The sequence below is a fragment of the Pseudomonas sp. LB3P25 genome (genome assembly GCF_054897985.1).
Genome location: NZ_CM142711.1, coordinates 5,855,953 through 5,881,604, shown reverse-complemented (window position 1 = coordinate 5,881,604; position 25,652 = coordinate 5,855,953). Strand labels below are relative to the sequence as shown.

Sequence of the window (25,652 nt, the reverse complement as noted above, 5' to 3'; positions counted from 1 at the left end):
AGAGCGTTGTATTACACTCTTTGTCTCGTTTTTATTCACTGGAGAATCCACATGATCAAGTCGCGCGCTGCCGTTGCCTTCGAGGCCAAGAAACCCCTCGAGATCGTTGAAGTCGATGTCGCCATGCCGAAAGCCGGTGAAGTCCTGCTGCGCGTCGTGGCTTCCGGTGTTTGCCACACTGATGCCTACACCTTGTCCGGTGCCGACCCGGAAGGCATCTTCCCGTCGATTCTCGGTCACGAAGGTGGCGCGGTGGTTGAGGCGATCGGTGAGGGCGTGACCTCCGTCGCAGTCGGCGATCATGTGATCCCGCTGTACACCCCGGAATGCCGCCAGTGCAAATTCTGTCTGTCGGGCAAAACCAACCTGTGTCAGGCGATTCGCGCGACTCAGGGTAAAGGCCTGATGCCGGATGGCACTTCGCGCTTTTCCTACAAGGGCCAACCAATTTTTCACTACATGGGGACGTCGACGTTCTCCGAGTACACCGTGCTGCCGGAAATCTCCGTCGCCAAAATTCCAAAAGAAGCGCCACTGGAAAAAGTCTGCCTGCTGGGCTGCGGTGTCACCACCGGCATCGGTGCAGTCCTCAATACCGCCAAGGTGAAGCCAGGTGATACCGTCGCCATTTTCGGCCTCGGCGGCATCGGTCTGTCGGCAGTGATCGGCGCCGTCAAAGCCAAGGCTGCGCGGATCATTGCCATCGACATCAACCCGGCCAAGTTCGAGATCGCCAAGCAGTTGGGTGCAACCGATTGTGTGAACCCGAAAGATTTCGATCGTCCGATCCAGGAAGTCATCGTCGACATGACCGACGGCGGCGTCGACTTTTCCTTCGAATGCATCGGCAACGTCCAATTGATGCGTGCAGCCCTTGAGTGCTGCCACAAGGGTTGGGGCGAGTCGGTCATCATCGGTGTGGCCGGTGCCGGACAGGAAATCTCCACCCGTCCATTCCAATTGGTCACCGGTCGCGTCTGGCGCGGGTCGGCGTTTGGCGGTGTGCGTGGCCGTACCGAATTGCCGAGCTATGTCGAAATGGCCGAAACCGGCGAAATTCCGCTGGATACTTTCATCACCCACACCATGGGCCTGGAAGACATCAACAAGGCGTTCGACCTGATGCATGAAGGCAAGAGCATCCGTTCCGTCATCCATTTCTGAGGTCGGTCATGAGCCTGGAAAATATCTCCTGCCAGAAAAGCTTCGGCGGCTGGCACAAACGCTATCGGCACCGCTCCGATGTGCTGGGCTGCGACATGGTGTTTGCCGTGTACCTGCCGCCGCAAGCGGAGCAGGGCGGCAAACTGCCGGTGCTGTACTGGTTGTCCGGCCTGACCTGCACCGACGAAAACTTCATGCAAAAGGCCGGCGCCATGCGCATGGCCGCCGAGCTGGGGCTGATTATCGTTGCACCGGACACCAGCCCTCGCGGTCCTGATGTGCCGGGTGATCCGGATGGCGCCTGGGACTTTGGTCTCGGCGCCGGGTTTTATCTGAATGCCACGCAGGAACCCTGGTCGCGGCACTATCGGATGCATGACTATGTCGTGCAGGAATTGCCCGCATTGGTCGAAGCTCATTTCCCGGCGTCGGACAAACGTGGCATCAGCGGTCACTCCATGGGCGGCCACGGCGCGCTGGTCTGCGCGTTGCGTAATCCGGGGCGTTATCAGTCGGTGTCGGCGTTCTCGCCGATCAACAATCCGATGGACTGTCCTTGGGGGCAGAAAGCCTTTTCCCGCTATTTGGGGGAAGACCGATCGAAATGGCGCGAGTGGGATGCCTGTGTCCTGATTGCCGAGGCGAACGAGAAGCTGCCGCTGCTGGTTGACCAAGGTGATCGCGACGATTTCCTGGCCACCCAGCTCAAGCCTGAAGCCTTGCAACAGGCCGCCAAACTGGCCGGTCATCCGCTGACGTTGCGCTTGCAACCGGGCTACGACCACAGCTATTTCTTCATCGCCAGTTTCATCGACGACCACTTGCAACATCATGGACGCGCCCTAGGCGTCTAATGCAGGTAGAATCACGCCCTGACAAAAATCGGGGCGTTTTTTTATGCGTATTGGCCACGGCTATGATGTGCACCGTTTCGCTGAAGGCGATTTCATTACTCTGGGCGGCGTGCGGATTGCACACGGCTTCGGGCTGCTCGCTCATTCCGACGGTGACGTCCTGCTGCACGCCTTGAGCGATGCCTTGCTCGGCGCCGCGGCGCTGGGTGATATCGGCAAGCACTTCCCGGACACCGACCCGACATTCAAGGGCGCCGACAGCCGCGTGCTGTTGCGTCACGTCGTCGCACTGATCCACGCCAAGGGCTGGAAAGTCGGCAACGTCGATAACACCATCGTCGCCCAGGCGCCGAAAATGGCCCCGCATATCGAATCGATGCGCGCGCTGATTGCCGCGGATCTTCAAGTTGAGTTGGATCAAGTGAACGTGAAAGCTACCACCACCGAAAAGCTCGGCTTTGTCGGTCGCGAAGAAGGCATTGCCGTGCACTCCGTTGCCTTGTTGCTGCGCGCATGAACGAACTGCAATTGCTCGGCCCGCGGGCCTATGGCCAAGCCCTCGGCACCGCAGTATTGAAAGCCACAGCGGAAGATTTTCAGGTCGATGAAGTCCTCAATATTCCCCTCAGTGGCGACGGCGAACACTTGTGGATCTGGGTGGAAAAGCGCGGTCTGAATACCGAAGAAGCGGCACGGCGGATCGCCAAGGCGGCGGGCGTGCCATTGCGCACCGTCAGTTACGCAGGCCTCAAGGATCGTCAGGCGCTGACTCGCCAGTGGTTCAGCGTGCAACTGCCGGGCAAGGCCGATCCTGATCTGTCGGCGGCTCAAAACGATACGCTGAAAATCCTCAAGACCGGCCGGCACAAACGCAAACTGCAACGCGGCGCTCACTCGGCCAATGGCTTCACGTTGCGACTGACGCAATTCGCTGGCGACAAAGCGGCGATCGACGAGCGTCTGCAACTGATCGCCAAGCAAGGTATTCCCAATTATTTCGGCGCCCAGCGTTTTGGGTTTGACGGCGGTAACGTGGTCGATGCCCGTGCGTGGGCTGCTCGAAAAGCCTTGCCGGAGCAGCGCAACGTGCGTTCGCGTCTGCTCTCTACGGCGCGCAGTTTTCTGTTTAATCAGGTGTTGGCGGCCCGTGTCGCCGATGGCAGCTGGCAGCGTGCTCAGGTTGGCGATCTGCTGGCCTTCACTGACAGTCGCAGCTTTTTTCCAGCCGGTGAAGCCGAGTGCAGCGACCCGCGTCTGGCGATTCTCGATCTGCACCCGACCGGTCCGCAGTGGGGCGAAGGTGACTCGCCGGCCACTGGCGTTGTCCATGAATTGGAGCAGGCAATCGCCACTCGCGAAGCGGACTTGCGTGATTGGTTGATTAACGCCGGTATGAGCCACGAACGTCGCATCCTGCGGCTGCCCATTGGTGGGTTGACGTGGCATTATCCCGAGCCTGACATTCTGCAACTGGAATTCGTCCTCCCGGCCGGATGCTTCGCCACCGTATTGGTGCGCGAGCTCGTTGATCTGGTGCCGGTGGGGCAGACGGACAGCCCATGCGTATTCTGATTTCTAACGACGATGGGGTAACCGCACCCGGTCTCGCCGCGCTTTATGCTGCGCTGGCGGATTACACCGAATGCGTGGTTATCGCCCCGGACCAAGACAAAAGCGGCGCCAGCAGCTCGCTGACGCTCGACCGTCCGTTACACCCGCAAACCCTGGCCAACGGCTTTATCAGCCTCAATGGCACACCGACCGATTGCGTGCACCTGGGCCTCAATGGCCTGCTGGAGCGCGAGCCGGACATGGTGGTTTCGGGTATCAACCTGGGCGCCAACCTGGGTGATGACGTGTTGTATTCCGGCACCGTGGCGGCGGCCCTTGAGGGACGTTTCCTGGCGCTTCCTTCGTTTGCCTTTTCGTTGGTCTCACGGCAAGTGGAGAACCTTCCCACCGCCGCGTACTTTGCGCGCAAACTGATAGAAGCTCACGCGGACCTTGAACTGCCACCGCGTACGGTACTGAACGTGAACATTCCCAATTTGCCGTTGGACCATATCCGCGGTATTCAGCTGACCCGCCTCGGACATCGCGCACGTGCTGCAGCGCCGATGAAGGTGGTCGATCCGCGCGGTAAATCCGGTTATTGGATCGCGGCGGCGGGGGATGCCGAAGACGGCGGCCCGGGCACCGATTTTCATGCGGTGATGCAAGGCTATGTTTCAATCACCCCACTGCAACTGGATCGCACCTTTAATGATGCCTTCAGAAGTCTCGATGGCTGGCTGGAGGGGCTGAACTAATGGCTCGTGAACAAGACGATATTCTGCGTCGCGGCATCGGGATGACCTCTCAACGGACCCGTGAACGCCTTATTCAGCGCCTGTATGAAGAGGGGATTTCCAACGCCAAGGTGCTGGAAGTCATTCGCCGTACACCGCGTCACCTGTTCGTCGACGAGGCGCTGGCTCACCGTGCCTACGAAGACACGGCGCTGCCGATCGGGAATAACCAGACCATCTCGCAGCCTTATATGGTGGCTCGCATGAGCGAGTTGCTGCTGGAGGCAGGTCCGCTCGACAAGGTGATGGAAATCGGCACCGGCTCGGGCTACCAGACGGCGGTGCTGTCGCAACTGGTTGAACGGGTTTTTTCCGTCGAGCGCATCAAGGTTCTGCAGGATCGGGCCAAGGAACGCCTGGTGGAACTGAACCTGCGCAACGTGGTGTTCCGCTGGGGCGATGGTTGGGAAGGCTGGCCGGCGCTGGCGCCGTACAACGGCATTATCGTGACCGCGGTGGCGACCGATGTACCTCAGGCGCTGCTCGATCAATTGGCGCCGGGAGGGCGGCTGGTGATCCCGGTCGGGTCGGGTGAGGTTCAACAATTGATGCTGATCATCCGGGAAGAGCAGGGCTTTTCCAGGCGTGTTCTGGGGGCTGTTCGCTTCGTCCCGTTACTCAATGGGCCACTTGCCTGAGCATTTGTTTGAGCGCGCTGAATTCTCTTCGATTGCTCCTGTCTTACAGCGGCATCGATCAGTTAAACGGGATTCATCGTCAGGCAGCAAACGTGTGCGCGAAGCCATTTCGCTTCATTAAAGGTAAAGCCTGCACGGCCCGTTATACTTGCGACATTTCATGCCGGACCACGGCAATCCACATTTTCAGCCACCACAAAGGGAGCGGCGGGTGAGTCTCACAGTCATTGCGCAGCGAATGGGTAAAACGAGCTTTCAGCGCCTGGTGACTGGCCTTGTCTTGAGCACCTTGCTGGTCGGTTGCTCCAGCAACAAATCGAGCGATGTGAGCGTCGTCGATGGCAACAACGCTGTCGCCCAGCGTCCGGCTGTGACCACGGGTCAATACGTCGTCCGACCTAAAGACACCTTGTTCTCCATCGCCTTTCGCTACGGCTGGGACTACAAGGCCCTCGCGGCACGCAACAACATTCCTACGCCTTACACGATCCATCCGGGTCAGACGATTCGCTTTGACGGTCGCACCGGATCAACGCCGACGCCGGTGGCCAGTTCCACCGATTCAACGCCTTCTTCGTCGCTGAAAACCACGGTTATCCGGCGCCAGGCGAATGGCGCAACCACGAGCACAGCAGTGGTTGCACCGTCCGTCGCCAGCAAGCCGACCCCTGCTCCGATGCCTCCTGCCGGTCCGGCCCCGACCGGCTGGGGATGGCCATCTAATGGCATTCTGATTGGAAAATTCTCTTCAAACGGCAGTTTGAATAAAGGAATTGATATCGCCGGGGATTTGGGACAGCCTGTTTTAGCTGCGTCTGATGGGACGGTGGTGTACGCCGGGAGTGGCTTAAGGGGCTACGGCGAATTAGTCATCATCAAACACAGCGATACCTACGTCAGTGCCTACGGACATAACCGCAGGCTGTTGGTTCGGGAGGGGCAGCAAGTCAAGGTCGGACAGACAATTGCCGAAATGGGGTCAACGGGTACAGACCGGGTGAAGCTGCATTTTGAGATTCGCCGACAAGGTAAACCAGTAGATCCGCTGCAATTCCTGCCGCGTCGTTGATCGCTTTCCAGCCTGTTCCGTCGCGTAGAGGGAACAGGCTCCAGCGTTGCCAAGGATAAAGGCGCCGCTTGAGCCTGAGGTCGAACTCACCAAAGGACTATAACAATGGCTCTCAGTAAAGAAGTGCCGGAGTTTGACATCGACGATGAGGTTCTCCTGATGGAGACCGGCATCGGTACGGATTCGATGTCGAATGATGAAGGGGCTGCTCCACCTTCCGTTCGTGCCAAATCCAAACACTCCGCCTCGTTAAAGCAACACAAGTACATTGACTACACGCGTGCGCTCGATGCCACGCAGCTGTACCTCAATGAGATTGGTTTCTCCCCTCTGCTGTCCCCCGAAGAAGAAGTTCATTTTGCGCGCTTGTCGCAAAGTGGAGATCCGGCCGGGCGCAAACGCATGATTGAAAGTAACCTGCGGCTGGTGGTGAAAATCGCCCGGCGTTACGTCAATCGTGGCCTGTCGCTGCTGGACCTGATCGAAGAGGGCAACCTCGGGCTTATCCGGGCGGTAGAGAAGTTCGACCCCGAACGCGGCTTCCGCTTTTCGACCTACGCGACCTGGTGGATTCGTCAAACCATCGAACGCGCGATCATGAATCAGACCCGGACCATCCGGTTGCCGATTCATGTGGTCAAAGAGCTCAACGTGTACCTGCGGGCTGCACGGGAGCTGACGCAAAAACTCGATCACGAACCCTCACCCGAAGAAATCGCCAACCTGCTGGAAAAACCAGTGGGCGAGGTCAAGCGCATGCTCGGCCTGAACGAGCGGGTTTCTTCGGTCGACGTCTCGCTGGGTCCGGATTCGGATAAAACCCTGCTGGACACCCTTACCGATGACCGTCCAACCGATCCATGTGAACTGTTGCAGGATGACGACCTGTCCCAGAGCATCGATCAATGGCTCTCGGAGCTGACCGACAAGCAACGTGAAGTGGTGATACGCCGCTTCGGTCTGCGCGGTCACGAGAGCAGCACGCTTGAAGATGTAGGCCTGGAGATTGGCCTGACCCGGGAGCGGGTCAGACAGATTCAGGTTGAAGGCCTGAAGCGTCTTCGGGAGATTCTCGAGAAGAATGGTCTGTCGAGTGAGTCGCTGTTTCAATAAGCGATTTGCTGGCTGGCATTAAAGGCCCCGACTGGTTCGGGGTTTTTTATTGGCTGGGAGACAGGCAGGAAGTTCCCGCCGTAAGTCCTCTGGTTTGTAGTCTCTCGTTGTAAGAGTTTGCTTACTCTTTCGTAAGTGTTCGCTAACTCTATGGGTAGCAGTCGTACATATTCCTACGTGAGATAAGATTAACTAATTGATTTATATGGATATTTTTTTATATTAACAGCTTATGACAGGCAGTTTCAGCTATCGGGGGCGATTGCTCTCGGTAGGGAACTCTCTAGTATCTGAACTGTGTCGACGGACAGACACACCCTTCAAGGATGAGGGGGAAGGACATCGCAGGAAGCGATTCATCAGGACGATGAAAAGGAACACAGGGAATAGGGAAAAAATGTGGGCGGGTCAAACCGCCCCTTTTTTTTGCCTGCAGAAAAGCAAAAAGGCCCGCAAGGGGCCTTTTCGAGAGCGCGGGGGTAATCAGCGTTCGAGGTCTTTGATCTTGCCTTTGACGCCATCCCACTCTTCGGCATCGGGCAACGATTCTTTCTTCTCGGTGATGTTGGGCCAGATTTCCGCCAGCTCAACGTTCAGCTGAATAAACTCCTGCATGTCTTCCGGGACTTCATCTTCGGAGAAGATGGCCACGGCAGGGCATTCTGGTTCGCACAGTGCGCAGTCGATGCACTCATCCGGGTGAATCACCAGGAAGTTCGGGCCTTCGTAAAAGCAGTCCACCGGACAGACTTCTACGCAGTCGGTGTACTTGCACTTGATGCAGTTGTCGGTGACGACGAAGGTCATTTCTAATTTTCTCCTCAGGCGGCGGCAGCGGAGCCCCTTCACGTTGGGGTCGCCAGGTTTGGGAGCGATAGTCTGCTGGTCAGGCTATAAGCCAGCAGCATCCCAAACCGCGCGAGATTCTAACAGCTTGCAGGCAAGTGCGTTAGATCCGTGTCTTTAGTGTATAGAGCATTTCGAGCGCCCGACGCGGAGTCATGTCGTCCAGATCAAGTTTGGCCAGATCATCCAGCACCGGGTGCGGCAGGCTGGCGAACATGTCGCTCTGCTGCGGCGCCACCGGTTTGCCTTTGGCAGTCTTGGGAACTTCATGAGGCAGGGCGGTCGCTTCCAACCGGCCCAGGTGTTCGCGCGCGCGCACGATCACTTCGCTCGGCACACCGGCCAACTGTGCAACCGCAAGGCCGTAGCTCTGGCTGGCAGGCCCTGGTAGCACGTGGTGCAGGAACACGATGCGTTCGTTGTGCTCAGTGGCGTTAAGGTGCACGTTCGCCACCAGCGGTTGGGCTTCCGGCAGTACGGTCAGCTCGAAGTAGTGGGTAGCGAACAGCGTGTAAGCTCGCAGGTGCGCCAGGCGTTCGGCCGCAGCCCAGGCCAGGGACAGACCGTCGAAGGTGCTGGTGCCGCGACCGACTTCGTCCATCAGCACCAGGCTGCGCTCGGTGGCGTTGTGCAGAATGTTCGCGGTTTCGCTCATTTCGACCATGAAGGTCGAACGCCCGCCGGCCAGGTCATCGCTGGAACCGATCCGGGTAAAGATCCGGTCCACCAGAGACAGCTCGCAACTGGCCGCCGGCACGAAGCTGCCGATGTGTGCCAGCAGCACGATCAGAGCGGTCTGGCGCATGTAGGTGGATTTACCGCCCATGTTCGGACCGGTGATCACCAGCATGCGGGTGTTGTCGTCGAGGCTCAGGTCGTTGGCCACGAACGGCGTGGTCAGTACTTGCTCGACCACCGGGTGACGACCCTGGCTGATGCGCATGCACGGCTCACTGACGAAGCGCGGGCAATTCAGATCGAGATTCAGCGCACGTTCGGCAAGGTTGCTCAGCACGTCCAGCTCGGCCAGTGCCGCGGCGGTGTCCTGCAACGGTGGCAACTGGGCGATCAAATCTTCGAGCAGTGCTTCGTAGAGCATCTTCTCGCGAGCCAGGGCGCGGCTCTTTGCCGACAGGGCTTTGTCTTCGAACGCTTTCAGTTCCGGGGTAATGAAGCGCTCGGCACCTTTCAACGTCTGGCGACGGATATAGTCTGCCGGCGCCGACTCAGCCTGCTTGCTTGGCAACTCGATGAAGTAGCCATGAATGCGGTTGTAACCGACCTTCAGATGAGACAGACCGGTGCGGGCCTTCTCACGGGCTTCGAGGTCGATCAAGAATTGCCCGGCGTTCTCGCTGAGCGATTGCAAATCGTCCAACTCGGCGTCGTAACCGGTTTTCAATACACCACCGTCACGAATGACGGCCGGTGGGTTGTCGATGATGGCTTTTTCCAGCAGTGCCGCCAGTTCCGGGTAGGTGCTGGTGGTCTTCGCCAGTTGAATGATGTGCGGAGCTTCCAGCTCAGTCATCGCCACTTGCAACTCAGGCAAGGCACCGAGCGCATCGCGTAGGCGAGCCAGGTCACGAGGACGGGCATTGCGCAGGCCGATCCGCGCCAGGATCCGCTCGATGTCGCCGATTTCCTTGAGCTGCGGTTGCAGTTTCTCGAAGCGGTAACCGTCGAGAAGGCAGGTGATCGAGGTCTGGCGCGCCAGCAATACGGTCAGATCCCGCAGCGGACGGTTCAGCCAGCGGGTCAGCAGACGGCTGCCCATGGCGGTCTGGCACCGATCGACCACCGATTGCAGGGTGTTGTCGCGACCGCCGGCCAGGTTGGTGTCCAGTTCCAGGTTGCGACGGCTCGCGCCGTCCAGCACCACGGTGTCGTCCAGGCGTTCATGACGCAGACTGCGCAAATGGGGCAGGGCGGTGCGCTGGGTTTCCTTGGCGTAACTGAGCAGGCAACCGGCGGCACCGATGGCCAGGGTCAGGTTTTCGCAACCGAAACCTTTCAAGTCCTGGGTAGAAAACTGCTGGCAAAGACTTTTCAGTGCCGAGTCACGCTCGAAATCCCACGGCGCACGGCGACGAACCCCACGACGTTTCTCCGCCGGCAGATCTTTCGGCCAGTCGTCCGGGATCATCAACTCCACCGGATTGACCCGCTCCAGTTCCGCCAGCAGGTTTTCCCAGCCTTTGATCTCCAGCACGGTGAAGTTGCCGCTGGTGATGTCCAGCACCGCCAGGCCAAACAGACGCTCGTCACCCAGCACCGCCGCGATCAGGTTATCTCGACGCTCATCCAGCAGCGCTTCATCGCTGACCGTACCGGGCGTGATGATCCGCACCACCTGACGATCCACCGGCCCTTTGCTGGTAGCCGGGTCGCCGACCTGCTCACAGATCACCACCGACTCGCCGAGCTTGACCAGTTTCGCCAGGTAGCCTTCCGCGGCATGGTAAGGAATCCCACACATCGGAATCGCCTGACCTGCCGACTGCCCACGGGCGGTCAGGGTGATGTCCAGCAATTTGGCGGCCTTCTTCGCGTCTTCATAGAAGATCTCGTAGAAATCGCCCATGCGATAGAACATCAGCTGGTCTGGGTGCTGGTTTTTCAGGCGCCAGTACTGCTGCATCATTGGCGTGTGGGAGGACAAATCAGAGAGCGCTTTATTCATCGGATAATCAGGCAAATTCGTTGAAAGGTGTAGGGCAAAGGAGGGGCATCGGCCCGGCTTTTCCGCGATGGGCGCAAGGTTAACATGGGCGGTCCACCCGACGCAGGCATGAAAGCCCCGCGGTACATTTCTTCTGTCTATGCACGACATATGCGAAATTTATGCAATTTGGCATTTGTCTTCCGCGAAAAGAACAAGCACTATGCGCGTTATGCAAAAACGCAATGTTTCTACCGTCTTAAGAGCGCTGCTCGATCGGCACGGGATCTCCCCCACGGAGCTTCACCGTCGCACCGGCGTGCCTCAATCCACTCTCTCGCGGATTCTCAGCGGGAAGATCGTCGATCCCTCGGATAAACACATCTCGAAGATCGCCGAGTACTTCGCCGTGAGCACCGACCAGTTGCGGGGCCGTGCGGATGTCGCGCCGGCAGCCAGCACCGGGCGTGATCAATTGCATTCGGAACTCAAGGACATAAGTCTGTGGGACGACGATACGCCCGTCGATGATGACGAGGTATCGGTCCCCTTTCTTCGCGAGGTTGAATTGGCTGCTGGATCAGGAAGATTCGTCATTGAGGAGAGCGAACGCTCTAGCCTGCGCTTCGGCAAGCGGAGTTTGCGCCACAACGGCGTTCAGTTCGACCAGGCCAAATGCGTGACGGTGCGCGGCAACAGTATGTTGCCGGTACTGCGCGACGGCGCCACCGTCGGCGTTAATGCCGGCAAGTGCGGGATCGGCGATATCGTGGATGGCGACCTTTATGCCATCAACCATAACGGCCAACTGCGGGTGAAACAGCTTTATCGCCTGCCTACCGGGATACGCCTGCGCAGCTTCAATCGCGATGAACATCCGGACGAGGACTACACCTTCCAGGAAATCCAGGAAGAGCAGATTGTCATCCTCGGTCACGTCTTCTGGTGGGGCATGTACGCCCGTTAACCTCACCGCTATCAGATAAAACCCGCCACCGAGCGGGTTTTTTTTCGCCTGCCGAAAAGCCGTCAGCGCCTTTGCCTGTGGGACTTTCATGCGCTAACGCATTTTAAATACATAAATAAATGCGTTTATGCATTGACTGTATATGCATCAATGCATATTATTTGTCTCAAGCCGCTCAACAAAGCAGCTCGAAACGAAGCTCTTTAGTTCCACCACAAAGGCAGCGATGAACCGGCCTCAACGGTTCAGAGGGTTGGCAACTGACCCGGGTGTGCAGCGTAAAGCACCACAAGTAGTTATCCGGCGGGCAGGGACCGCGGTCGGAAAAACAATTTGAATGGACTCGTACCGCGCCAGTAGCGCCGAAAAGTCAGCTTCCTTTTTGACACAGGATTAAAGGAAGGCGAAGGACCGCATTACTGAAAAGCCCGGCGAGTGCCGGGTTTTTTCGAGTACCTACCTGACGTTATCAACGCGCTGGCAGGTGGGCAGAACTGAAAATCAGCGTGCGTTGAGAGTCAATCACTAGGACAACAGAATGAACCGTTATGTACTCATAGAAACAGCCTATAAAACTGCCTATTCAATAGTCATTCAGGTGTTGGACACTGAGGAAGCCATGCCCACTACCCAGCCAGGCGGAGTGTCTGGTTCATGGCTTGATGTAACAGGTGACACAACAGCTCAAGAGGGATGGAAGGCTCAGTATTTTTTTGATAGGGGATGGGTCTTCACTGAGCCGACTCATGAGGAGTATTTCATTCTTACCTCTGCTCGCATGCAGAAGCAGTTTGATGAGGCTGCTCGTTGGCTGATGTTCAACCCCTTGCAATACAAGGTAGATCTCGGCCTCGCCACTCCTGCAGATGAAGCGGTATTGCTTGCTTACAAGCAATACGTTGTTGCCGTCAGCGAAGTAAAAAATCAACCCGGCTATCCGTCCACGATCAACTGGCCAGTAGCGCCCTGGTAATTCGCCAGGACAGTCAAACCCAGAGATGGGACCGCATTACTGAAAAGCCCGGCCAACACCGGGCTTTTTGGAATGCCTACCTATCGTCAGGCACCTCAAGAGACACCGTTTTAAAAGACACACCCATCACTCATCAATCACCCCCCGGAGGCGTGACATGACAAACGAGCAACAAGCGTTGCTGGACATGCCGATCTGGCTCGTCATCGTCCTCGCCCTGGTGGGCGGGGTGTCCGGCGAAATGTGGCGTGCCGACAAGGAGGGCGCCCGTGGCTGGTCATTGCTGCGGCGTCTGGCCTTGCGGTCCGGGGCCTGCATGGTCTGCGGGGTCTCGGCAATCATGCTGCTGTATGCCGCCGGCGTGTCGATCTGGACGGCTTGCGCGTTCGGTTGCCTGACGGCGATGGCCGGGGCAGATGTTGCCATTGGCCTTTATGAACGTTGGGCGGCCAAGCGGATTGGCGTTTGCGAAGTACCGCCGCGAGATACCCGCCAGGACCACTGAACACAAAGCCCAATGGAATGGCGAGCAGCGGTGCCGACCGGCATCCGACCCGCAAGGACGCGGGTTTCCCAAGGCCAGTACCTTTCACTCAAGCCCGCCAACAAGCGGGTTTTTTATTGCCCGGTGAAAACACCATGAAGATCACCCCCCCTAATTACCCAACTGCGTGATCACTGCCCAACCCTCGGCAATCGCGTGGCTGCTGGCATCGACCTCGAAACGCTGCAAGCCAGTACCCCGAGGGTTGTTGACGAAGGTCGCAGTGTTGACCTAGGTCGAATGGCTGGTAGTTGGCAAGTTGATATATTGAAGTCACACAGACATGAACTAAAAAGCGACATGTTGGGTGTTCCCTCAGGTGCCGGGTCAGTCGCTCCCGATGCTCTATTCAATCAAGGTCCGAGCAGTCTTGGTTTTACCGAAGTTACCGGCGGTATAGAAACGCGTCCACGAAATGTCGCCTACCCAGGCAGAATAAAACTCATCTGAAATTAACGTTGGTCTGCGTTTTTTAATGGATGCTCAAGATTTTTCAATAGAGGTGTTTATGGTTTATTACTATGTTTATGAAACAACGCAGGAAATCGTCGGTCCGGTGGAGTTGCCGGAGATCCCCGGTATGGGCGTTGTCCTGCCAGGCAATGCCATAGAGTTGCCGGAAGCATTGCTGGCCGCCGAAACGGGCTATGTCTGGGTTTGGCGTAACGGTGCCGCTTCGCAACTGATCGATTTGCGCAACCGCCCGGTGTATCGCAAAGACACAGGTGGCCTTGAATTCTGGTACGAGTTGGGCCCGTTGCCTGACTATCTGACCGTCAAGCCTCGTCCCGGCGAATATTATGTTTGGCTGAATGATGACTGGGTGCTGGACTTGGCTGCCGAACGAACAGGCAAAACCGCTCAAGCCGACGCCGAGCGAGACAATCGTCTGCGTGAGATTGTTATTCGCGTCGCGCCGCTGCAATACGCTTATGAACTAGGTGAGGCCACCAATGTTCAACTGGCCACTCTGCAAGAGTGGAAACGCTATACGCTCAAGTTGATGAACATTGAACAGCAACCGGACTTCCCGCTGATCATTGACTGGCCGGCTTCACCTGTCAGTGTCGTAACCGTATAAACCCTGAAACTTATTGATAACTGGAAGTGCAGTCTTGTGTTGCCAGCACACGGCTGCCTGCAAAATACCAACGGAAGGATATACCGTGGACTATCCCAATAGTGTCCCCAGCGCCGGTTTGGTGGACGGCAAGTTTGTCGATGAAAACTCGATCACGGGGACTCCGGGTTCTTTGATCCCTGCCAGCTGCGGCAACGGTGTCACTCTGGAGTTGTTGAAAGTCATCGAGGCTGCCGGTATCAAACCGTCAGAGGCGAGTAACGATCAACTGTTGACGGCGTTGCGCAGTAACAAGCTGTTTGTGACCGCGCCACAGTTCGAGACAAGTACGCTTCGTCCTTCTCCGGCGTCTATGGCAACGTCGGTTACCAGAAGTATCCCAGTGGCAGCATTGAACAATGGGGCGTCGGCACCACGGATGCCAATGGCGATGTCTATATCACCTTCCCGATCTCGTTCCCGACGGCTTTTTCTTCGCTCGTGGCCACCCATGTGGGCGGCGACGGGGCGATGGTCATCCTGGTCGGGGGACCGGTACCAAACAGGGCTGCCGCCTGAAAGCCCGGAATTTTTCCGATCAGGTACAGGCGGGGTGGAGCGTGAACTAGTGATAGTCGGTTATCGGCCACTGACAGTATGGTCGCCCGCGACAGGGACGAACTGGAGGACGGCGGCGGTACAACATTGACCACCGATCAATACGCCGAATTGCACGCCTATCGCCGTGCACTTCGGGATTGGCCGCAAGAGTCGTTCTTTCCTTTCAGCGAGCATCGACCCAGTGCGCCACTTTGGCTGGCTGGATATCTTTGACACGAACCAGACACTCGTCAGGGCCTGGGGGCTATATGACAGTTACGCAGCAACAACTACAGATTGTTATGCCCAGCGCTCGCTCCCAAGCGGGCGTTTTCATTTCCGCCCTGAACACAGCCATGTCTCACCGCAACATCAACACCCCAAAACGTATCGCCGCCTTCCTCGCGCAAGTCGGTCACGAATCGGGGCAGTTGCAATACGTGCGCGAGTTGGGGAGCGCTCAATACTTGAGCAAGTACGACACTGGCGCGCTGGCTGTCCGCCTTGGCAATACGCCAGAGCCTGACGGCGACGGTCAAAAGTACCGTGGCCGAGGCCTGATTCAGATCACTGGCCGCGACAATTACCGTCAGTGCAGTCTCGGACTCTTCGGTGATGATCGTTTACTGTTTTTGCCTGAATTGCTGGAACAACCCCAATGGGCCGCCGAATCGGCCGCGTGGTTCTGGGAGCAAAATGGCTTCAACGAACTGGCCGACCGCGACCAGTTCAACAGCATCACCCGTCGCATCAACGGCGGCCTGAACGGTTTGCAGGATCGCTTGCAACTCTGGGCGCGGGCGGGGGCGGTGTTATGCCAGCCTTCGGTTTGATCCCGGTGCCTTACCGCATCATTGGCGTTGTTGTGTTTCTGGCTGTGTTGGCCGGCGGCTCGGCGGCGCTGACCTGGCACTTTCAGGATTGGCGGTATGGCCGGCAACTGGCGGAACAGGCCACGCTGCACGCCGAGGCAGCAACAGGCCAAGCAGGACAAGCGTCTAGCACTGGAGCAGCGGCTGTCGGCCAGTGAGCAAACCCATTATCGAGCGCTTAGCGATGCCCAACGTGATCAAGGTCGCGCCTGCGCGATCGTCTTGCCACTGCTGATGTGCGCCTGTCAGTCCTCCTCAACGCCCATGACACCGCCTCTGTCTACGCAATGCCAACCGCCTCCGGAGCCGGCAGCGTGGATCATGGAGTGGCGCGAGCCCGACTTGACCCGGCGCATGCTCAGCGAATTATCGCCATCACCGACGCCGGCGACCGCGGACTGATTGCCTTGCAGGCCTGTCAGGCTTATATCAGAGCCCTCGCTCGCTAACATTTTGATCGATCCTGCGCCTTGCAAGCGCTATCCGCTCGTGTACGGTAGTTCTCATTCCGCTTGCTCAGGAGATGACCGTGAAAGAAATCACCCAACTGGCCGCTGAACTTGGCAGGCGCTTGCAGGTTCTCAATGCTCACGTCACCGCCGCCGAGTCCTGTACCGGCGGCGGGATCAGCGAGGCGATCACCCGGATTCCGGGGAGTTCGGCGTGGTTCGAGGCTGGTTATGTCACCTATTCCAATCGCCAGAAAACCGAGCAATTGAATGTCCCGGTCGAGTTGTTTTCGACGGTGGGAGCGGTCAGTCGCGAGGTGGTCGAGGCCATGGCCCGAGGCGCGCAGGAGAAAAGCCGGGCGCGTTTTGCCGTGGCGGTCAGCGGTGTGGCGGGACCGGATGGCGGTTCGCCGAGCAAGCCGGTAGGCACCGTGTGGCTGGCCTGGGGCGTTGGTGAACAGGTGTTCAGCGAGGTGCAGTACTTTCCCGGCAACCGTGACGAGGTCCGCCGACAAACGGTTAAGGCCGCGCTAGAGGGGCTGCTGCGCCATGCCACTGGAGAAATCTCAAATCAGGGGTAGGCGATCCTGAAACGCTGTGGAATAATACTGGCTACTTATACAGGTGTTGGCCGTCAGGCCTTATTGATTACGTGAGGACTTTAATGGACGACAACAAGAAGAAAGCCTTGGCTGCGGCCCTGGGTCAGATCGAACGTCAATTCGGCAAGGGTGCCGTAATGCGTATGGGCGATCAGGACCGTCAGGCGATCCCGGCTATCTCCACTGGCTCTCTGGGTCTGGATATCGCGCTCGGCATTGGCGGTCTGCCAAAAGGCCGTATCGTTGAAATCTACGGTCCTGAATCCTCCGGTAAAACCACGCTGACACTGTCGGTGATCGCCCAGGCTCAAAAAGCCGGCGCGACCTGCGCATTCGTCGATGCCGAGCACGCCCTCGACCCTGAATACGCCGGCAAACTGGGCGTCAACGTCGACGACCTGCTGGTTTCGCAGCCGGACACCGGCGAGCAAGCCCTGGAAATCACCGACATGCTGGTGCGTTCCAACGCCGTTGACGTGATCATCGTCGACTCCGTGGCGGCTCTGGTTCCAAAGGCAGAAATCGAAGGCGAAATGGGTGACATGCACGTGGGCCTGCAAGCCCGTCTGATGTCCCAGGCGCTGCGTAAAATCACCGGTAACATCAAGAACGCCAACTGCCTGGTTATCTTCATCAACCAGATCCGTATGAAAATCGGTGTGATGTTCGGCAGCCCGGAAACCACCACCGGTGGTAACGCGCTGAAGTTCTACGCTTCGGTTCGTCTGGACATCCGCCGTACCGGCGCGGTGAAAGAAGGTGATGAAGTTGTCGGTAGCGAAACCCGCGTCAAGGTTGTGAAGAACAAGGTGGCTTCGCCGTTCCGTCAGGCCGAGTTCCAGATTCTTTATGGCAAAGGCATCTACCTCAATGGCGAGATGATCGACCTGGGCGTGCTGCACGGTTTTGTTGAGAAGTCCGGCGCCTGGTATGCCTATGAAGGCACCAAGATCGGTCAGGGCAAGGCCAACTCGGCCAAGTTCCTGGCAGACAATCCGGAAATCGCCGCCAAGCTCGAGAAGCAGCTGCGCGACAAGTTGCTGACTCCAGCACCGGACGTTAAAGCATCGCCAGTCAAAGAGACTGCTGATGACCTGGCTGACGCTGATATCTGATTGATCCGATGACCGCCGTACTCGATACACTCGTCGCGGTGCGGCGAACCGCAATGGACCTGCTCGCGCGACGCGAGCACGGTCGAGTCGAGTTGACGCGTAAACTGCGTCAACGCGGCGCCCTCCCTGAAATGATCGACACGGCACTCGACCGTTTGACGGAAGAAGGCCTGCTGTCCGAATCCCGCTACCTCGAAAGCTTTGTTTCCTACCGTGCCCGTTCCGGTTATGGCCCTTTGCGTATTCGCGAAGAATTGAGCCAGCGCGGCCTGCAACGTACCGACATCGAACTTGCTTTGCGTGAGAGCGGTATCAACTGGCAGGAACAACTGGAAGACACCTGGCGGCGAAAGTTTTCCGGGCATTTACCAATAGATGCCCGGGAACGTGCCAAACAGGGCAGGTTCCTGAGTTATCGGGGATATTCCATGGAAATGATCGGCCGCTTGTTCAGCGGCCGAGGGATGGACGATTGACTGAAACGGCTCGCTATTTCGATAGCGGGCCGTTTTTTTTGCCTACGAAACCTTGGATGGTTCCCGCGTGCGCTGTTGCGCCTGGGGTTTGGACTGCGCCCAGTTTTCCGGCAGGTTGATGTAGTCCACCAGTTCCCGCAGACGTCCATGATCACGGGCGTTGAAGGTGAAAGCGAGTCGCGCCAGGTGGCTGAACTGCGGTTCGTCGTGTTCCTCTCCGCTGTAAGTATGTTGATGGAAATGATCGCTCAGACACAGGTCGGCAAATGCCTCCTGCATGTGTTCGAGCGCGTGGTCGCTGAGCTTGTGATTCATGCGGATCACGAATTGATGCTTGAGCCAGCGGCTGGAGTGGAAGTTGCTGTAGAACTGGTTGATCTGCTCCACAGCTTCTTCCGCGCAGTAGACCAGACTCACGAGTTTCATATCGGTCGGCAGGATGTAGCGATTTTCCTCCAGTTGATGGTGAATGAAGTCCAACGCGCCTTGCCAGAACGTGCCGCCGGGAGCGTCCAGCAGTATCACGGGCACCAGCGGGCTTTTACCGGTCTGGATCAGTGTCAGCACTTCCAGCGCTTCATCCAGGGTACCGAAACCGCCAGGGCACAGGACCAGCGCATCGGCTTCCTTGACGAAGAACAGCTTGCGGGTAAAGAAGAAGTGGAAGGGCAGCAGATTGGTGGTGCCATTCACGGTGGGATTGGCATGCTGCTCGAAGGGCAGGGTGATATTGAATCCCAGGCTGTGTGCCAGGCCAGCACCTTCGTGGGCCGCCGCCATGATGCCACCACCGGCACCGGTGATGACCATCAGGTCGGAGCGCGCCAGCGCGGCGCCAAGTTCCCGGGCCAGGCCGTATAAAGGATGTTCTATCGGTGTTCGGGCCGAGCCAAAAACGGTGACTTTGCGGCGCCCCCTGAACTGCTCGAGTACCCGGAAGGCGTGCTCCAGTTCACGCAGGGCTTGAAGGGTAATCTTGGCATTCCAGCGGTTGTGATCTTCCTGGGCCATGCGCAGCACGGTCAGGATCATGTCGCGGTAAATCGGGATGTTCGGGCTGTTGGGTGAAACCAGGTTGAGTTGCTCTTCGACCTTGCTGATGAGGTCGTGGCCGCTTTCTTCAAAATGACGGCTCAGGAGGTCATTCGGTTGGTAAGGCATCAACTTCTCCTTCCATACAGGCTCTGTTTTTCCCTTGGATGAAGGAAACATTCGCACAATAAGACGCGCAATGGGCAGCCCCTTTCCTGCCCTGAAAAGTAAACGTGAACACTATGAATCTAGACCCTCGCGGAGATTTTCGCTGACTTGATCATTGCGCCGCAAAGTCTTTCCTGGCAACCGCTTATTGGCGATTTGCAAGGTGCTTTCACCGCTCGTCTGAACGTAAGCCGAGTGTCTGACAGTCTGATTTACTAAATGACAGGCATGCCACGACAACTTTGTTGCGTCAAAGGCAGGACGCACGGTACAAGCGGTTCAAGGATTTTATCGCTCAAACAAGGGCGAAGTGCAGGGAGGCGGGATGCTATGACCAGAGTCATTCTGGAGATCGATACGCAACTGTATCGATTACTGAAATCATCAGCCGAGACCAATCATTTGAGTCTCGAAGAAGAGTGCTGCCGGCGTCTGGAGGGGGCCGACCGACGTTCACGTTATTTGCAGGCGTTGTTGGCAGAACTGCGCGCCGAGGATGAACAGCGGCGCGCCACTTCCCGATGATTACTTCTTCTTGGCCGGAGCCGCTTTCGGGCAGTCCGACTCCTGATAGCTGGCGGAGCCGACTGAGCGGTTGGTCTTCACCTCAGTGAAGTCGTAACGCATGACCGCGCCCTTGGCCATCAGTTTGCGGAACGATGGGTTGTTGCATACAGAGGCGCCAAGCTGGAAATACACGGCTTTCGGGTCGGCACGCATCTTGTTGGCGTGGCTGCTTTGTACGCTTAGATGGTTGATCAGCGTGTTGCCTTCGACGGTGTAGCCCTGATCAAGAATGTCTTCGTTGATCGCCCGTGGAGTGCCAACACTGCTTTGTGTAGCGACGTTTCGCAGCTCTCTGTTGAGATTCTGCTCACTCAAGGAAGCGGCCTGAGCGCTGAAGGACGACGCCAGCAAAATGGCAGCGGTGGGAACGATAAGGCGCAGCATGAAACTCTCCTGGTTCAGTGACTGGTGGTTCGACCCATCACATGACTGTGCGTTCAGTGGCGGCGAATTATAGGGGACGAGGCCTGGACGGTACAGGCTTGCGCCGGGTGCTCTGATAAACTGCCGCCACTTTCTGCCCTGCCGAGTGTTTTTCGTGTCGATTTTTTCCCCCTGCCGGCGTTGCCTGCGATGAACCCTGCAACCCCATGCTTTGCTGCAAACGCAGTAGCCCGCTTGCGCGATGAGCGAGAGGAAGAGGGCATCAAGCCGATTCAGGCCCGAGGCTGGAGGGCGCCGCGTTGCCGAGCCTGCCGCGTGATCGAGAGCCACTGCCTGTGCGCCTGGCGCCCGCAGGTCGAGGCCCGTTCTGGCGTGTGCCTGATCATGACCAACAAGGAAGTGTTCAAGCCGAGCAACACCGGTTGGCTGATCGCCGATGTGGTACGCGACAACCATGCATTCATCTGGTCGCGTACGGAGGTTGATGAGCAATTGCTGGCGCTGCTGGCCGACCCGCAATGGCAGCCCTATCTGGTGTTTCCGGGTGAGTACGTCGAACCCGAGCGTGTCACAAACAGCGTCGATGCCGATAGTTCGAAGCGTCCGCTGTTCATTCTGCTGGATGCCACCTGGACAGAAGCCCGGAAGATTTTCCGCAAAAGCCCCTACTTTGATCGGCTGCCAATCCTTAGCCTGTTGCCCGAGAAGCTGTCGCGGTACCGGTTGCGCCGGTCGACCCGCAGTGAGCATTTATGCACAGCCGAAGTGGCGGCGTTGTGTCTCGATCTGGCGGGTGATACCGAGGCTGCGGCGGCACTGGACGCTTATTTCGACGTGTTCAGCCAACATTACCTTGATGCCAAACATCAGCTTGAAATGAATGTTTCAACACCGGCACACGCCGAGCTGATGCCTTTTGTATAAATCGGCGCCCCTGTCACGCGTTGATTGTCGCCCATACTGCAAAGAACTGTACTGGCCATGCACCTTGACCACCCCGGCTTCGCTGGGCATGCTTGGCGCCGATTAGGGCGCGGCCAAGTTTGATACGCCGTATTCTTTACGTGGATAGCCACGTGATTGGCGTTGAACGTGCCCTGTTGGTACAGCTCCGTGGCTGTACCTCGAGTTGTTTGAAAAACAGGATCATTTGAAAAATGGCCACATACGAAATCCTGATTGCCGATGACCACCCTCTTTTTCGTAGCGCCCTGCATCAAGCGTTGACTCTGGGCCTGGGCCCGGAAGTCCGTCTGGTGGAAGTGGCAAGCATTGCCGAGCTGGAAACCCGTCTGGACGAGAAGTCCGACTGGGATCTGGTGCTGCTGGACCTGAACATGCCGGGGGCCTACGGTTTTTCAGGGCTGGTGTTGCTGCGCGGTCAGTATCCGCAGATTCCGGTGGTCATGGTATCGGCCCAGGAAGAAGCCTCGATCATGGTGAAGTCCCGTGAGTTCGGCGCCAGCGGCTTCATTCCCAAGTCCAGTGATTTGACCGTCATCCAGAAAGCCGTACGTGCAGTACTCGATGGTGATGTGTTCTGGCCGCCTCAGGCGTTCGAGGCGGTCAGCGTTTCCGCCGAAGCCAAGGCTGCCAGCGAAGGTCTTGCGAGCCTGACGCCGCAGCAGTTTCGTGTACTGACCATGGTCTGTGAAGGCTTGCTGAATAAGCAGATTGCCTACGAGCTGAGTGTTTCCGAAGCGACAATCAAGGCCCACGTGACGGCGATTTTTCGCAAGCTGAATGTGCGGACCCGGACCCAGGCGGCTTTGCTCTTGCAACAACTTGAGTCAATTTCGAGCCACTAAGGCGCGTCATGTTCACGCTTTTTTGACTTTGATTAATCTAGCTTTCCCACTTTCTTTTTGGTCAGTTGCCTACGTTATGTCACCTTTCAAAGGCCAAACCGGCCTAAAACGCATCCTCAACGCCTCCGGTTATTCGCTGGACGGTCTGCGCGCAGCCTTCACCGGCGAAGCGGCCTTTCGGCAACTGGTGTTGCTCAACGTCATATTGATCCCGCTGTCGTTCTTCCTGAATGTCAGCCGTGTCGAGCAGGCGTTGCTGATTGCAGTCTGCCTGCTGGCGTTGATCGTCGAACTGCTCAATTCGGCAGTGGAAGCGGCCATCGACCGTATTTCCCTTGAATTGCACCCGCTGTCCAAGAACGCCAAGGACATGGGCAGCGCTGCGCAGTTCGTGGCGTTGAGCATGATCGCGCTGGTATGGGCGGTGATTCTGCTTTAAGCGATAGTCGGCAGAACAATCTCGTCGCTGCGCTGAACCCCGGCGGTGAAAGCGCGGCACAGGTCGAGGAATTCTCGCATCGCCGACGTCTGATATTTCTGTTTGTGCCAGATGAAATAAAACTGCCGCGCCAGGTCCAGATCTGGCGTTTCCACCGGCACCAGGCTGCCGCGGCGGAACGCGTCGCGCAGCGCCAGACGCGAAATACAGCCAATCCCCAACCCGGACTCCACCGCACGCTTGATCGCTTCGGTGTGTTCCAGTTCCAGTCGGATATTCAGCGAGCTGCGATGGTGACGCATGGCCTGGTCAAAGGTCAGTCGCGTGCCAGAACCCTGTTCGCGCAGAATCCAGGCCTCGTGGGTCAGCTCTTCCATGGTCGCCGCGCCGCGCTTGGCCAGTGGATGCTGGGGCGCGCAGAACACCACCAGCTCATCCTCGACCCAGCTCTGCACTTCGATGTCCGGATGACTGCAGTCGCCTTCGATTAGACCCAGATCAATTTCATAGTGCGCGACTTGCTGCACAATGTTGGCAGTGTTCTGCACGTGCAGCTTCACCTGGCTTTCCGGATGGCGCTGCATGAAGCTGCCGATCAGCAAGGTGGCCAGGTAATTGCCGATGGTCAGGGTCGCGCCGACCGCCAGAGAGCCGAATCCCGATTTGCCATTGAGCAAGTCTTCGATTTCTTTGGCCTGATCGAGCAGCGCCACCGCTTGCGGCAACAGCTGTTTGCCGAGGGCGTTGAGGCTCAGCCGTTTGCCGGCGCGGTCGAACAGCTGACAACTGCACTGACGCTCTAGCTCGGTGATCGAGGTGCTTGCCGCCGACTGCGAGAGGTTGAGCAGACCCGCGGCACGGGACACGCTTTCCTGCTGGGCGACGGCGACAAATACTTGAAGTTGACGGAGAGTAAATCGCATATCGATATAACCGATAACCCTTATCTTAATAATCCAGTTAACAGATATTGTCGCTGCCATTAGAATGCGATGCAATTGCGCACAGCAGCTCATTTTTTGCAGAGCAGGCGCAGAGCACGCGCAGACAAAATCTCCAGGAGTCCCACGTACATGAGCAACATGAACCACGAGCGTGTCCTCAGTGTTCATCACTGGAACGACACTCTGTTCAGCTTCAAGTGCACCCGCGATCCGGGCCTGCGCTTCGAGAACGGTCAGTTCGTGATGATCGGCCTGCAACAGCCCAACGGCCGGCCGCTCATGCGCGCTTACTCGATTGCCAGCCCGAACTGGGAAGAGCATCTCGAGTTCTTCAGCATCAAGGTGCCTGATGGCCCGCTGACTTCCCAGCTGCAGCATCTGAAGGAAGGCGACGAGATCATCATCAGCAAGAAGCCTACCGGCACGCTGGTGCTGGATGACTTGAAGCCTGGCAAACATTTGTACCTGCTCAGCACCGGTACCGGTCTGGCGCCGTTCATGAGCGTCATCCAGGACCCGGAAACCTACGAGCGTTTCGAAAAAGTGATCCTGTGCCACGGCGTACGTTACGTCAACGAAGTCGCTTACCGCGAGTTCATCACCGAGCACTTGCCGCAGAACGAGTTCTTCGGCGAGGCCCTGCGTGACAAGTTGATCTACTACCCGACTGTGACCCGTGAGCCGTTCGAGAACGAAGGTCGCCTGACCGACCTGATGCGCAGCGGCAAGCTGTTCAGCGACATCGGTCTGCCACCGATCAACCCGCAGGACGACCGCGCCATGCTGTGCGGCAGCCCGAGCATGCTCGACGAGACCAGCGAAGTGTTGAACAGCTTCGGCCTGAAAGTATCGCCGCGGATGCGCGAGCCGGGTGATTACCTGATCGAGCGTGCGTTCGTCGAGAAGTAAGTACACTGCATCACTGAAAAGCCCCCATTGCCTGTGCAGGCAATGGGGGCTTTTTTATGCCCGATGCAAACCTTGTAGGAGCTGTCGAGTGAAACGAGGCTGCGATCTTTTGATCTTGTTTTTTAAAAGCAACATCAAAGGATCGCAGCCTCGTTTCACTCGACAGCTCCTACAGGTTGGAGGCGGGGATGACTTCAAGGACTCGGATTACACCCGTCTCGGGGTAATGCCACCGCACATCCAGATCCCAGAACTGTGCGCCGTATTCCCGTTCGGGTGTAGGAATCTGGTACGCCGGACGTGGGTCTTGTGCCAGGCATTGCTCGATCAACTCCACCAACGGCTCTTCAAGGCGCTGAGCATGGCCGTGAGCCTGTTGCAGCGCTGAATCCGTCCACTGCACGGGAATCAGCTGCGGTGCAGCGCTAGCGATGCTGTTGGAGGCGGTATCGATGATGTCGGCGTAAGGCACATAGGGTTTGATATCGAGAATCGGCGTGCCGTCCAGCAGGTCGATGCCTGATATCCACAGTCGATTGGCTTCAACCTTGTCCAGCTTCACCACGGATTGGCCGATGCCATTGGGTCGATGCGTCGCGCGGGTGGCGAACACGCCCATGGATTTGTTACCGCCGAGACGAGGAGGGCGGACTTTCAGTCGTGGCTTTTCTTCCAGTGCCTGGTGAAACAGGAACAGCAGCCAGACATGGCTGACCTGTTCCAGCCCTTGCACCGCATCGCCCTGATCGAACGGTGCCACCAGTTCCAGCACGCCGCGAGCGGCCGGGGCCAGTTGTGGCTGGCGCGGGATGGCGAACTTCTCCTTGAAGCAGGAGCGTACGAAGCCGATGGGGGAAACGCTGTAGGTCATGGTCTGGGGTCGAAGCAGGAATTTGGGCGGGCATGATAACCCGATCGACCACTGCATCGGGGCGGCTGTGAGGACGCCTTCGCGAGCAGGCTCGCTCCCACAGTAGATCTCGGTCGGTCACAGATTTTGTGAGTACAGAAAATCCCTGTGGGAGCGAGCCTGCTCGCGAAGGCCGCAC

28 protein-coding genes and 3 pseudogenes are annotated in these 25,652 nt (G+C 57.7%); 25 read left to right on the top strand and 6 right to left on the bottom strand.

What is annotated here, in order from left to right; all coding sequences use genetic code 11:
• Positions 1–51: 51 nt before the first annotated feature.
• The 8 genes from ACYZTW_RS27070 to rpoS all read left to right on the top strand — a co-directional run bounded on the left by ACYZTW_RS27070 (position 52) and on the right by rpoS (position 7,186).
• Positions 52–1,164, top strand: coding sequence for an S-(hydroxymethyl)glutathione dehydrogenase/class III alcohol dehydrogenase (locus tag ACYZTW_RS27070; RefSeq protein ID WP_033059912.1), 1,113 nt, complete (start codon positions 52–54; stop codon positions 1,162–1,164).
• Between the two features lie 8 nt (positions 1,165–1,172).
• A complete protein-coding gene (gene fghA, locus ACYZTW_RS27065) occupies positions 1,173–2,018 on the top strand; it encodes an S-formylglutathione hydrolase (protein WP_033059910.1) in 846 nt (281 codons plus the stop codon).
• Between the two features lie 43 nt (positions 2,019–2,061).
• Positions 2,062–2,535, top strand: coding sequence for a 2-C-methyl-D-erythritol 2,4-cyclodiphosphate synthase (ispF, locus tag ACYZTW_RS27060; protein WP_010462780.1), 474 nt, complete (start codon positions 2,062–2,064; stop codon positions 2,533–2,535).
• Positions 2,532–3,590: a tRNA pseudouridine(13) synthase TruD gene (gene truD, locus ACYZTW_RS27055; protein ID WP_462002516.1), complete on the top strand. Its 1,059-nt coding sequence runs from the start codon at positions 2,532–2,534 to the stop codon at positions 3,588–3,590. The genes ispF and truD overlap by 4 nt, the downstream gene beginning before the upstream one ends.
• The gene (gene surE, locus ACYZTW_RS27050) at positions 3,578–4,327 is read left to right on the top strand and encodes a 5'/3'-nucleotidase SurE (protein ID WP_462002515.1); all 750 of its coding nucleotides are present in this window, start codon (positions 3,578–3,580) and stop codon (positions 4,325–4,327) included. The genes truD and surE overlap by 13 nt, the downstream gene beginning before the upstream one ends.
• 41 nt (positions 4,328–4,368) lie before the next feature.
• Positions 4,369–5,004 (top strand): protein-L-isoaspartate(D-aspartate) O-methyltransferase, encoded by a 636-nt coding sequence (locus ACYZTW_RS27045; RefSeq protein ID WP_173860469.1) that lies wholly within the window; start codon positions 4,369–4,371, stop codon positions 5,002–5,004.
• A gap of 211 nt (positions 5,005–5,215) precedes the next feature.
• Positions 5,216–6,073 carry a peptidoglycan DD-metalloendopeptidase family protein gene (locus ACYZTW_RS27040; protein ID WP_462002514.1) on the top strand — a complete coding sequence of 286 codons (858 nt, stop codon included), beginning with the start codon at positions 5,216–5,218 and terminating at the stop codon, positions 6,071–6,073.
• Between the two features lie 105 nt (positions 6,074–6,178).
• On the top strand, positions 6,179–7,186 hold the full coding sequence (gene rpoS, locus ACYZTW_RS27035) for an RNA polymerase sigma factor RpoS (RefSeq protein WP_008154012.1): 1,008 nt from the start codon (positions 6,179–6,181) through the stop codon (positions 7,184–7,186).
• A 483-nt stretch (positions 7,187–7,669) separates the two neighbouring features.
• On the opposite strand, the gene fdxA is transcribed toward rpoS, so the two are convergent.
• Together fdxA and mutS are read right to left on the bottom strand one after the other, a co-directional pair.
• Positions 7,670–7,993 carry a ferredoxin FdxA gene (gene fdxA / locus ACYZTW_RS27030; RefSeq protein WP_003222178.1) on the bottom strand — a complete coding sequence of 108 codons (324 nt, stop codon included), beginning with the start codon at positions 7,991–7,993 and terminating at the stop codon, positions 7,670–7,672.
• A gap of 142 nt (positions 7,994–8,135) precedes the next feature.
• Positions 8,136–10,715 (bottom strand): DNA mismatch repair protein MutS, encoded by a 2,580-nt coding sequence (gene mutS / locus ACYZTW_RS27025; protein WP_462002513.1) that lies wholly within the window; start codon positions 10,713–10,715, stop codon positions 8,136–8,138.
• A 211-nt stretch (positions 10,716–10,926) separates the two neighbouring features.
• Between mutS and ACYZTW_RS27020 the strand changes: the two genes are divergently transcribed.
• The 12 genes and pseudogenes from ACYZTW_RS27020 (at position 10,927) to recX (ending at position 18,352) form a co-directional block, all read left to right on the top strand.
• Positions 10,927–11,661, top strand: a complete 735-nt coding sequence (locus ACYZTW_RS27020) for an XRE family transcriptional regulator (protein WP_462005846.1) — start codon at positions 10,927–10,929, stop codon at positions 11,659–11,661.
• A 538-nt stretch (positions 11,662–12,199) separates the two neighbouring features.
• Positions 12,200–12,634, top strand: a complete 435-nt coding sequence (locus ACYZTW_RS27015) for a tail fiber assembly protein (protein ID WP_462002512.1) — start codon at positions 12,200–12,202, stop codon at positions 12,632–12,634.
• 157 nt (positions 12,635–12,791) lie between these two features.
• Positions 12,792–13,139: a phage holin family protein gene (locus ACYZTW_RS27010; protein ID WP_056739181.1), complete on the top strand. Its 348-nt coding sequence runs from the start codon at positions 12,792–12,794 to the stop codon at positions 13,137–13,139.
• 514 nt (positions 13,140–13,653) lie between these two features.
• A complete protein-coding gene (locus ACYZTW_RS27005; protein WP_462002511.1) occupies positions 13,654–14,259 on the top strand; it encodes a tail fiber assembly protein in 606 nt (201 codons plus the stop codon).
• An 85-nt stretch (positions 14,260–14,344) separates the two neighbouring features.
• Positions 14,345–14,581, top strand: a pseudogene (locus ACYZTW_RS27000) (gp53-like domain-containing protein); the annotation flags it as partial.
• Positions 14,582–14,649: 68 nt separating this feature from the next.
• Positions 14,650–14,817, top strand: coding sequence for a gp53-like domain-containing protein (locus ACYZTW_RS26995; RefSeq protein WP_462005845.1), 168 nt, complete (start codon positions 14,650–14,652; stop codon positions 14,815–14,817).
• Positions 14,818–14,880: 63 nt separating this feature from the next.
• A pseudogene (locus ACYZTW_RS26990) lies at positions 14,881–15,072 on the top strand (phage tail assembly chaperone); the annotation flags it as partial.
• 35 nt (positions 15,073–15,107) lie between these two features.
• Positions 15,108–15,671 carry a glycoside hydrolase family 19 protein gene (locus ACYZTW_RS26985; RefSeq protein ID WP_462002510.1) on the top strand — a complete coding sequence of 188 codons (564 nt, stop codon included), beginning with the start codon at positions 15,108–15,110 and terminating at the stop codon, positions 15,669–15,671.
• Positions 15,653–16,159 (top strand): annotated as a pseudogene (locus ACYZTW_RS26980) (lysis system i-spanin subunit Rz). The gene ACYZTW_RS26985 and the pseudogene ACYZTW_RS26980 overlap by 19 nt, the downstream one beginning before the upstream one ends.
• Before the next feature lie 80 nt (positions 16,160–16,239).
• Positions 16,240–16,740: a CinA family protein gene (locus ACYZTW_RS26975; RefSeq protein WP_462002509.1), complete on the top strand. Its 501-nt coding sequence runs from the start codon at positions 16,240–16,242 to the stop codon at positions 16,738–16,740.
• An 83-nt stretch (positions 16,741–16,823) separates the two neighbouring features.
• Complete coding sequence (gene recA / locus ACYZTW_RS26970) at positions 16,824–17,876, top strand: recombinase RecA (RefSeq protein WP_007907270.1); 1,053 nt, start codon at positions 16,824–16,826, stop codon at positions 17,874–17,876.
• Between the two features lie 8 nt (positions 17,877–17,884).
• A complete protein-coding gene (gene recX, locus ACYZTW_RS26965) occupies positions 17,885–18,352 on the top strand; it encodes a recombination regulator RecX (RefSeq protein ID WP_223484115.1) in 468 nt (155 codons plus the stop codon).
• A 42-nt stretch (positions 18,353–18,394) separates the two neighbouring features.
• Here the strand turns inward: recX and ACYZTW_RS26960 are convergent, their stop codons facing one another.
• Positions 18,395–19,513, bottom strand: a complete 1,119-nt coding sequence (locus ACYZTW_RS26960) for an LOG family protein (protein WP_462002508.1) — start codon at positions 19,511–19,513, stop codon at positions 18,395–18,397.
• A gap of 369 nt (positions 19,514–19,882) precedes the next feature.
• Here ACYZTW_RS26960 and ACYZTW_RS26955 point away from each other — a divergent pair, with 369 nt between their 5' ends.
• A complete protein-coding gene (locus ACYZTW_RS26955; RefSeq protein ID WP_123365876.1) occupies positions 19,883–20,077 on the top strand; it encodes a hypothetical protein in 195 nt (64 codons plus the stop codon).
• Here the strand turns inward: ACYZTW_RS26955 and ACYZTW_RS26950 are convergent, their stop codons facing one another.
• Positions 20,078–20,503 (bottom strand): PA3611 family quorum-sensing-regulated virulence factor, encoded by a 426-nt coding sequence (locus ACYZTW_RS26950; protein ID WP_008153984.1) that lies wholly within the window; start codon positions 20,501–20,503, stop codon positions 20,078–20,080.
• Between the two features lie 189 nt (positions 20,504–20,692).
• Here ACYZTW_RS26950 and ACYZTW_RS26945 point away from each other — a divergent pair, with 189 nt between their 5' ends.
• The 3 genes from ACYZTW_RS26945 (at position 20,693) to ACYZTW_RS26935 (ending at position 22,750) form a co-directional block, all read left to right on the top strand.
• On the top strand, positions 20,693–21,427 hold the full coding sequence (locus tag ACYZTW_RS26945) for a tRNA-uridine aminocarboxypropyltransferase (RefSeq protein WP_462002507.1): 735 nt from the start codon (positions 20,693–20,695) through the stop codon (positions 21,425–21,427).
• A gap of 233 nt (positions 21,428–21,660) precedes the next feature.
• Complete coding sequence (gene erdR / locus ACYZTW_RS26940; RefSeq protein ID WP_462002506.1) at positions 21,661–22,311, top strand: response regulator transcription factor ErdR; 651 nt, start codon at positions 21,661–21,663, stop codon at positions 22,309–22,311.
• A 76-nt stretch (positions 22,312–22,387) separates the two neighbouring features.
• Entirely contained in the window at positions 22,388–22,750 is a 363-nt protein-coding gene (locus ACYZTW_RS26935) for a diacylglycerol kinase (RefSeq protein ID WP_008010143.1), read from the top strand.
• Here the strand turns inward: ACYZTW_RS26935 and ACYZTW_RS26930 are convergent.
• Entirely contained in the window at positions 22,747–23,673 is a 927-nt protein-coding gene (locus tag ACYZTW_RS26930) for a LysR family transcriptional regulator (RefSeq protein ID WP_462002505.1), read from the bottom strand. The genes ACYZTW_RS26935 and ACYZTW_RS26930 overlap by 4 nt on opposite strands.
• A 150-nt stretch (positions 23,674–23,823) precedes the next feature.
• Here ACYZTW_RS26930 and fpr point away from each other — a divergent pair, with 150 nt between their 5' ends.
• Positions 23,824–24,603 (top strand): ferredoxin-NADP reductase, encoded by a 780-nt coding sequence (fpr, locus tag ACYZTW_RS26925; RefSeq protein ID WP_003443014.1) that lies wholly within the window; start codon positions 23,824–23,826, stop codon positions 24,601–24,603.
• A gap of 169 nt (positions 24,604–24,772) precedes the next feature.
• On the opposite strand, the gene tsaA is transcribed toward fpr, so the two are convergent.
• Positions 24,773–25,474 (bottom strand): tRNA (N6-threonylcarbamoyladenosine(37)-N6)-methyltransferase TrmO, encoded by a 702-nt coding sequence (gene tsaA, locus ACYZTW_RS26920; protein ID WP_462002504.1) that lies wholly within the window; start codon positions 25,472–25,474, stop codon positions 24,773–24,775.
• Positions 25,475–25,652: the final 178 nt, after the last annotated feature.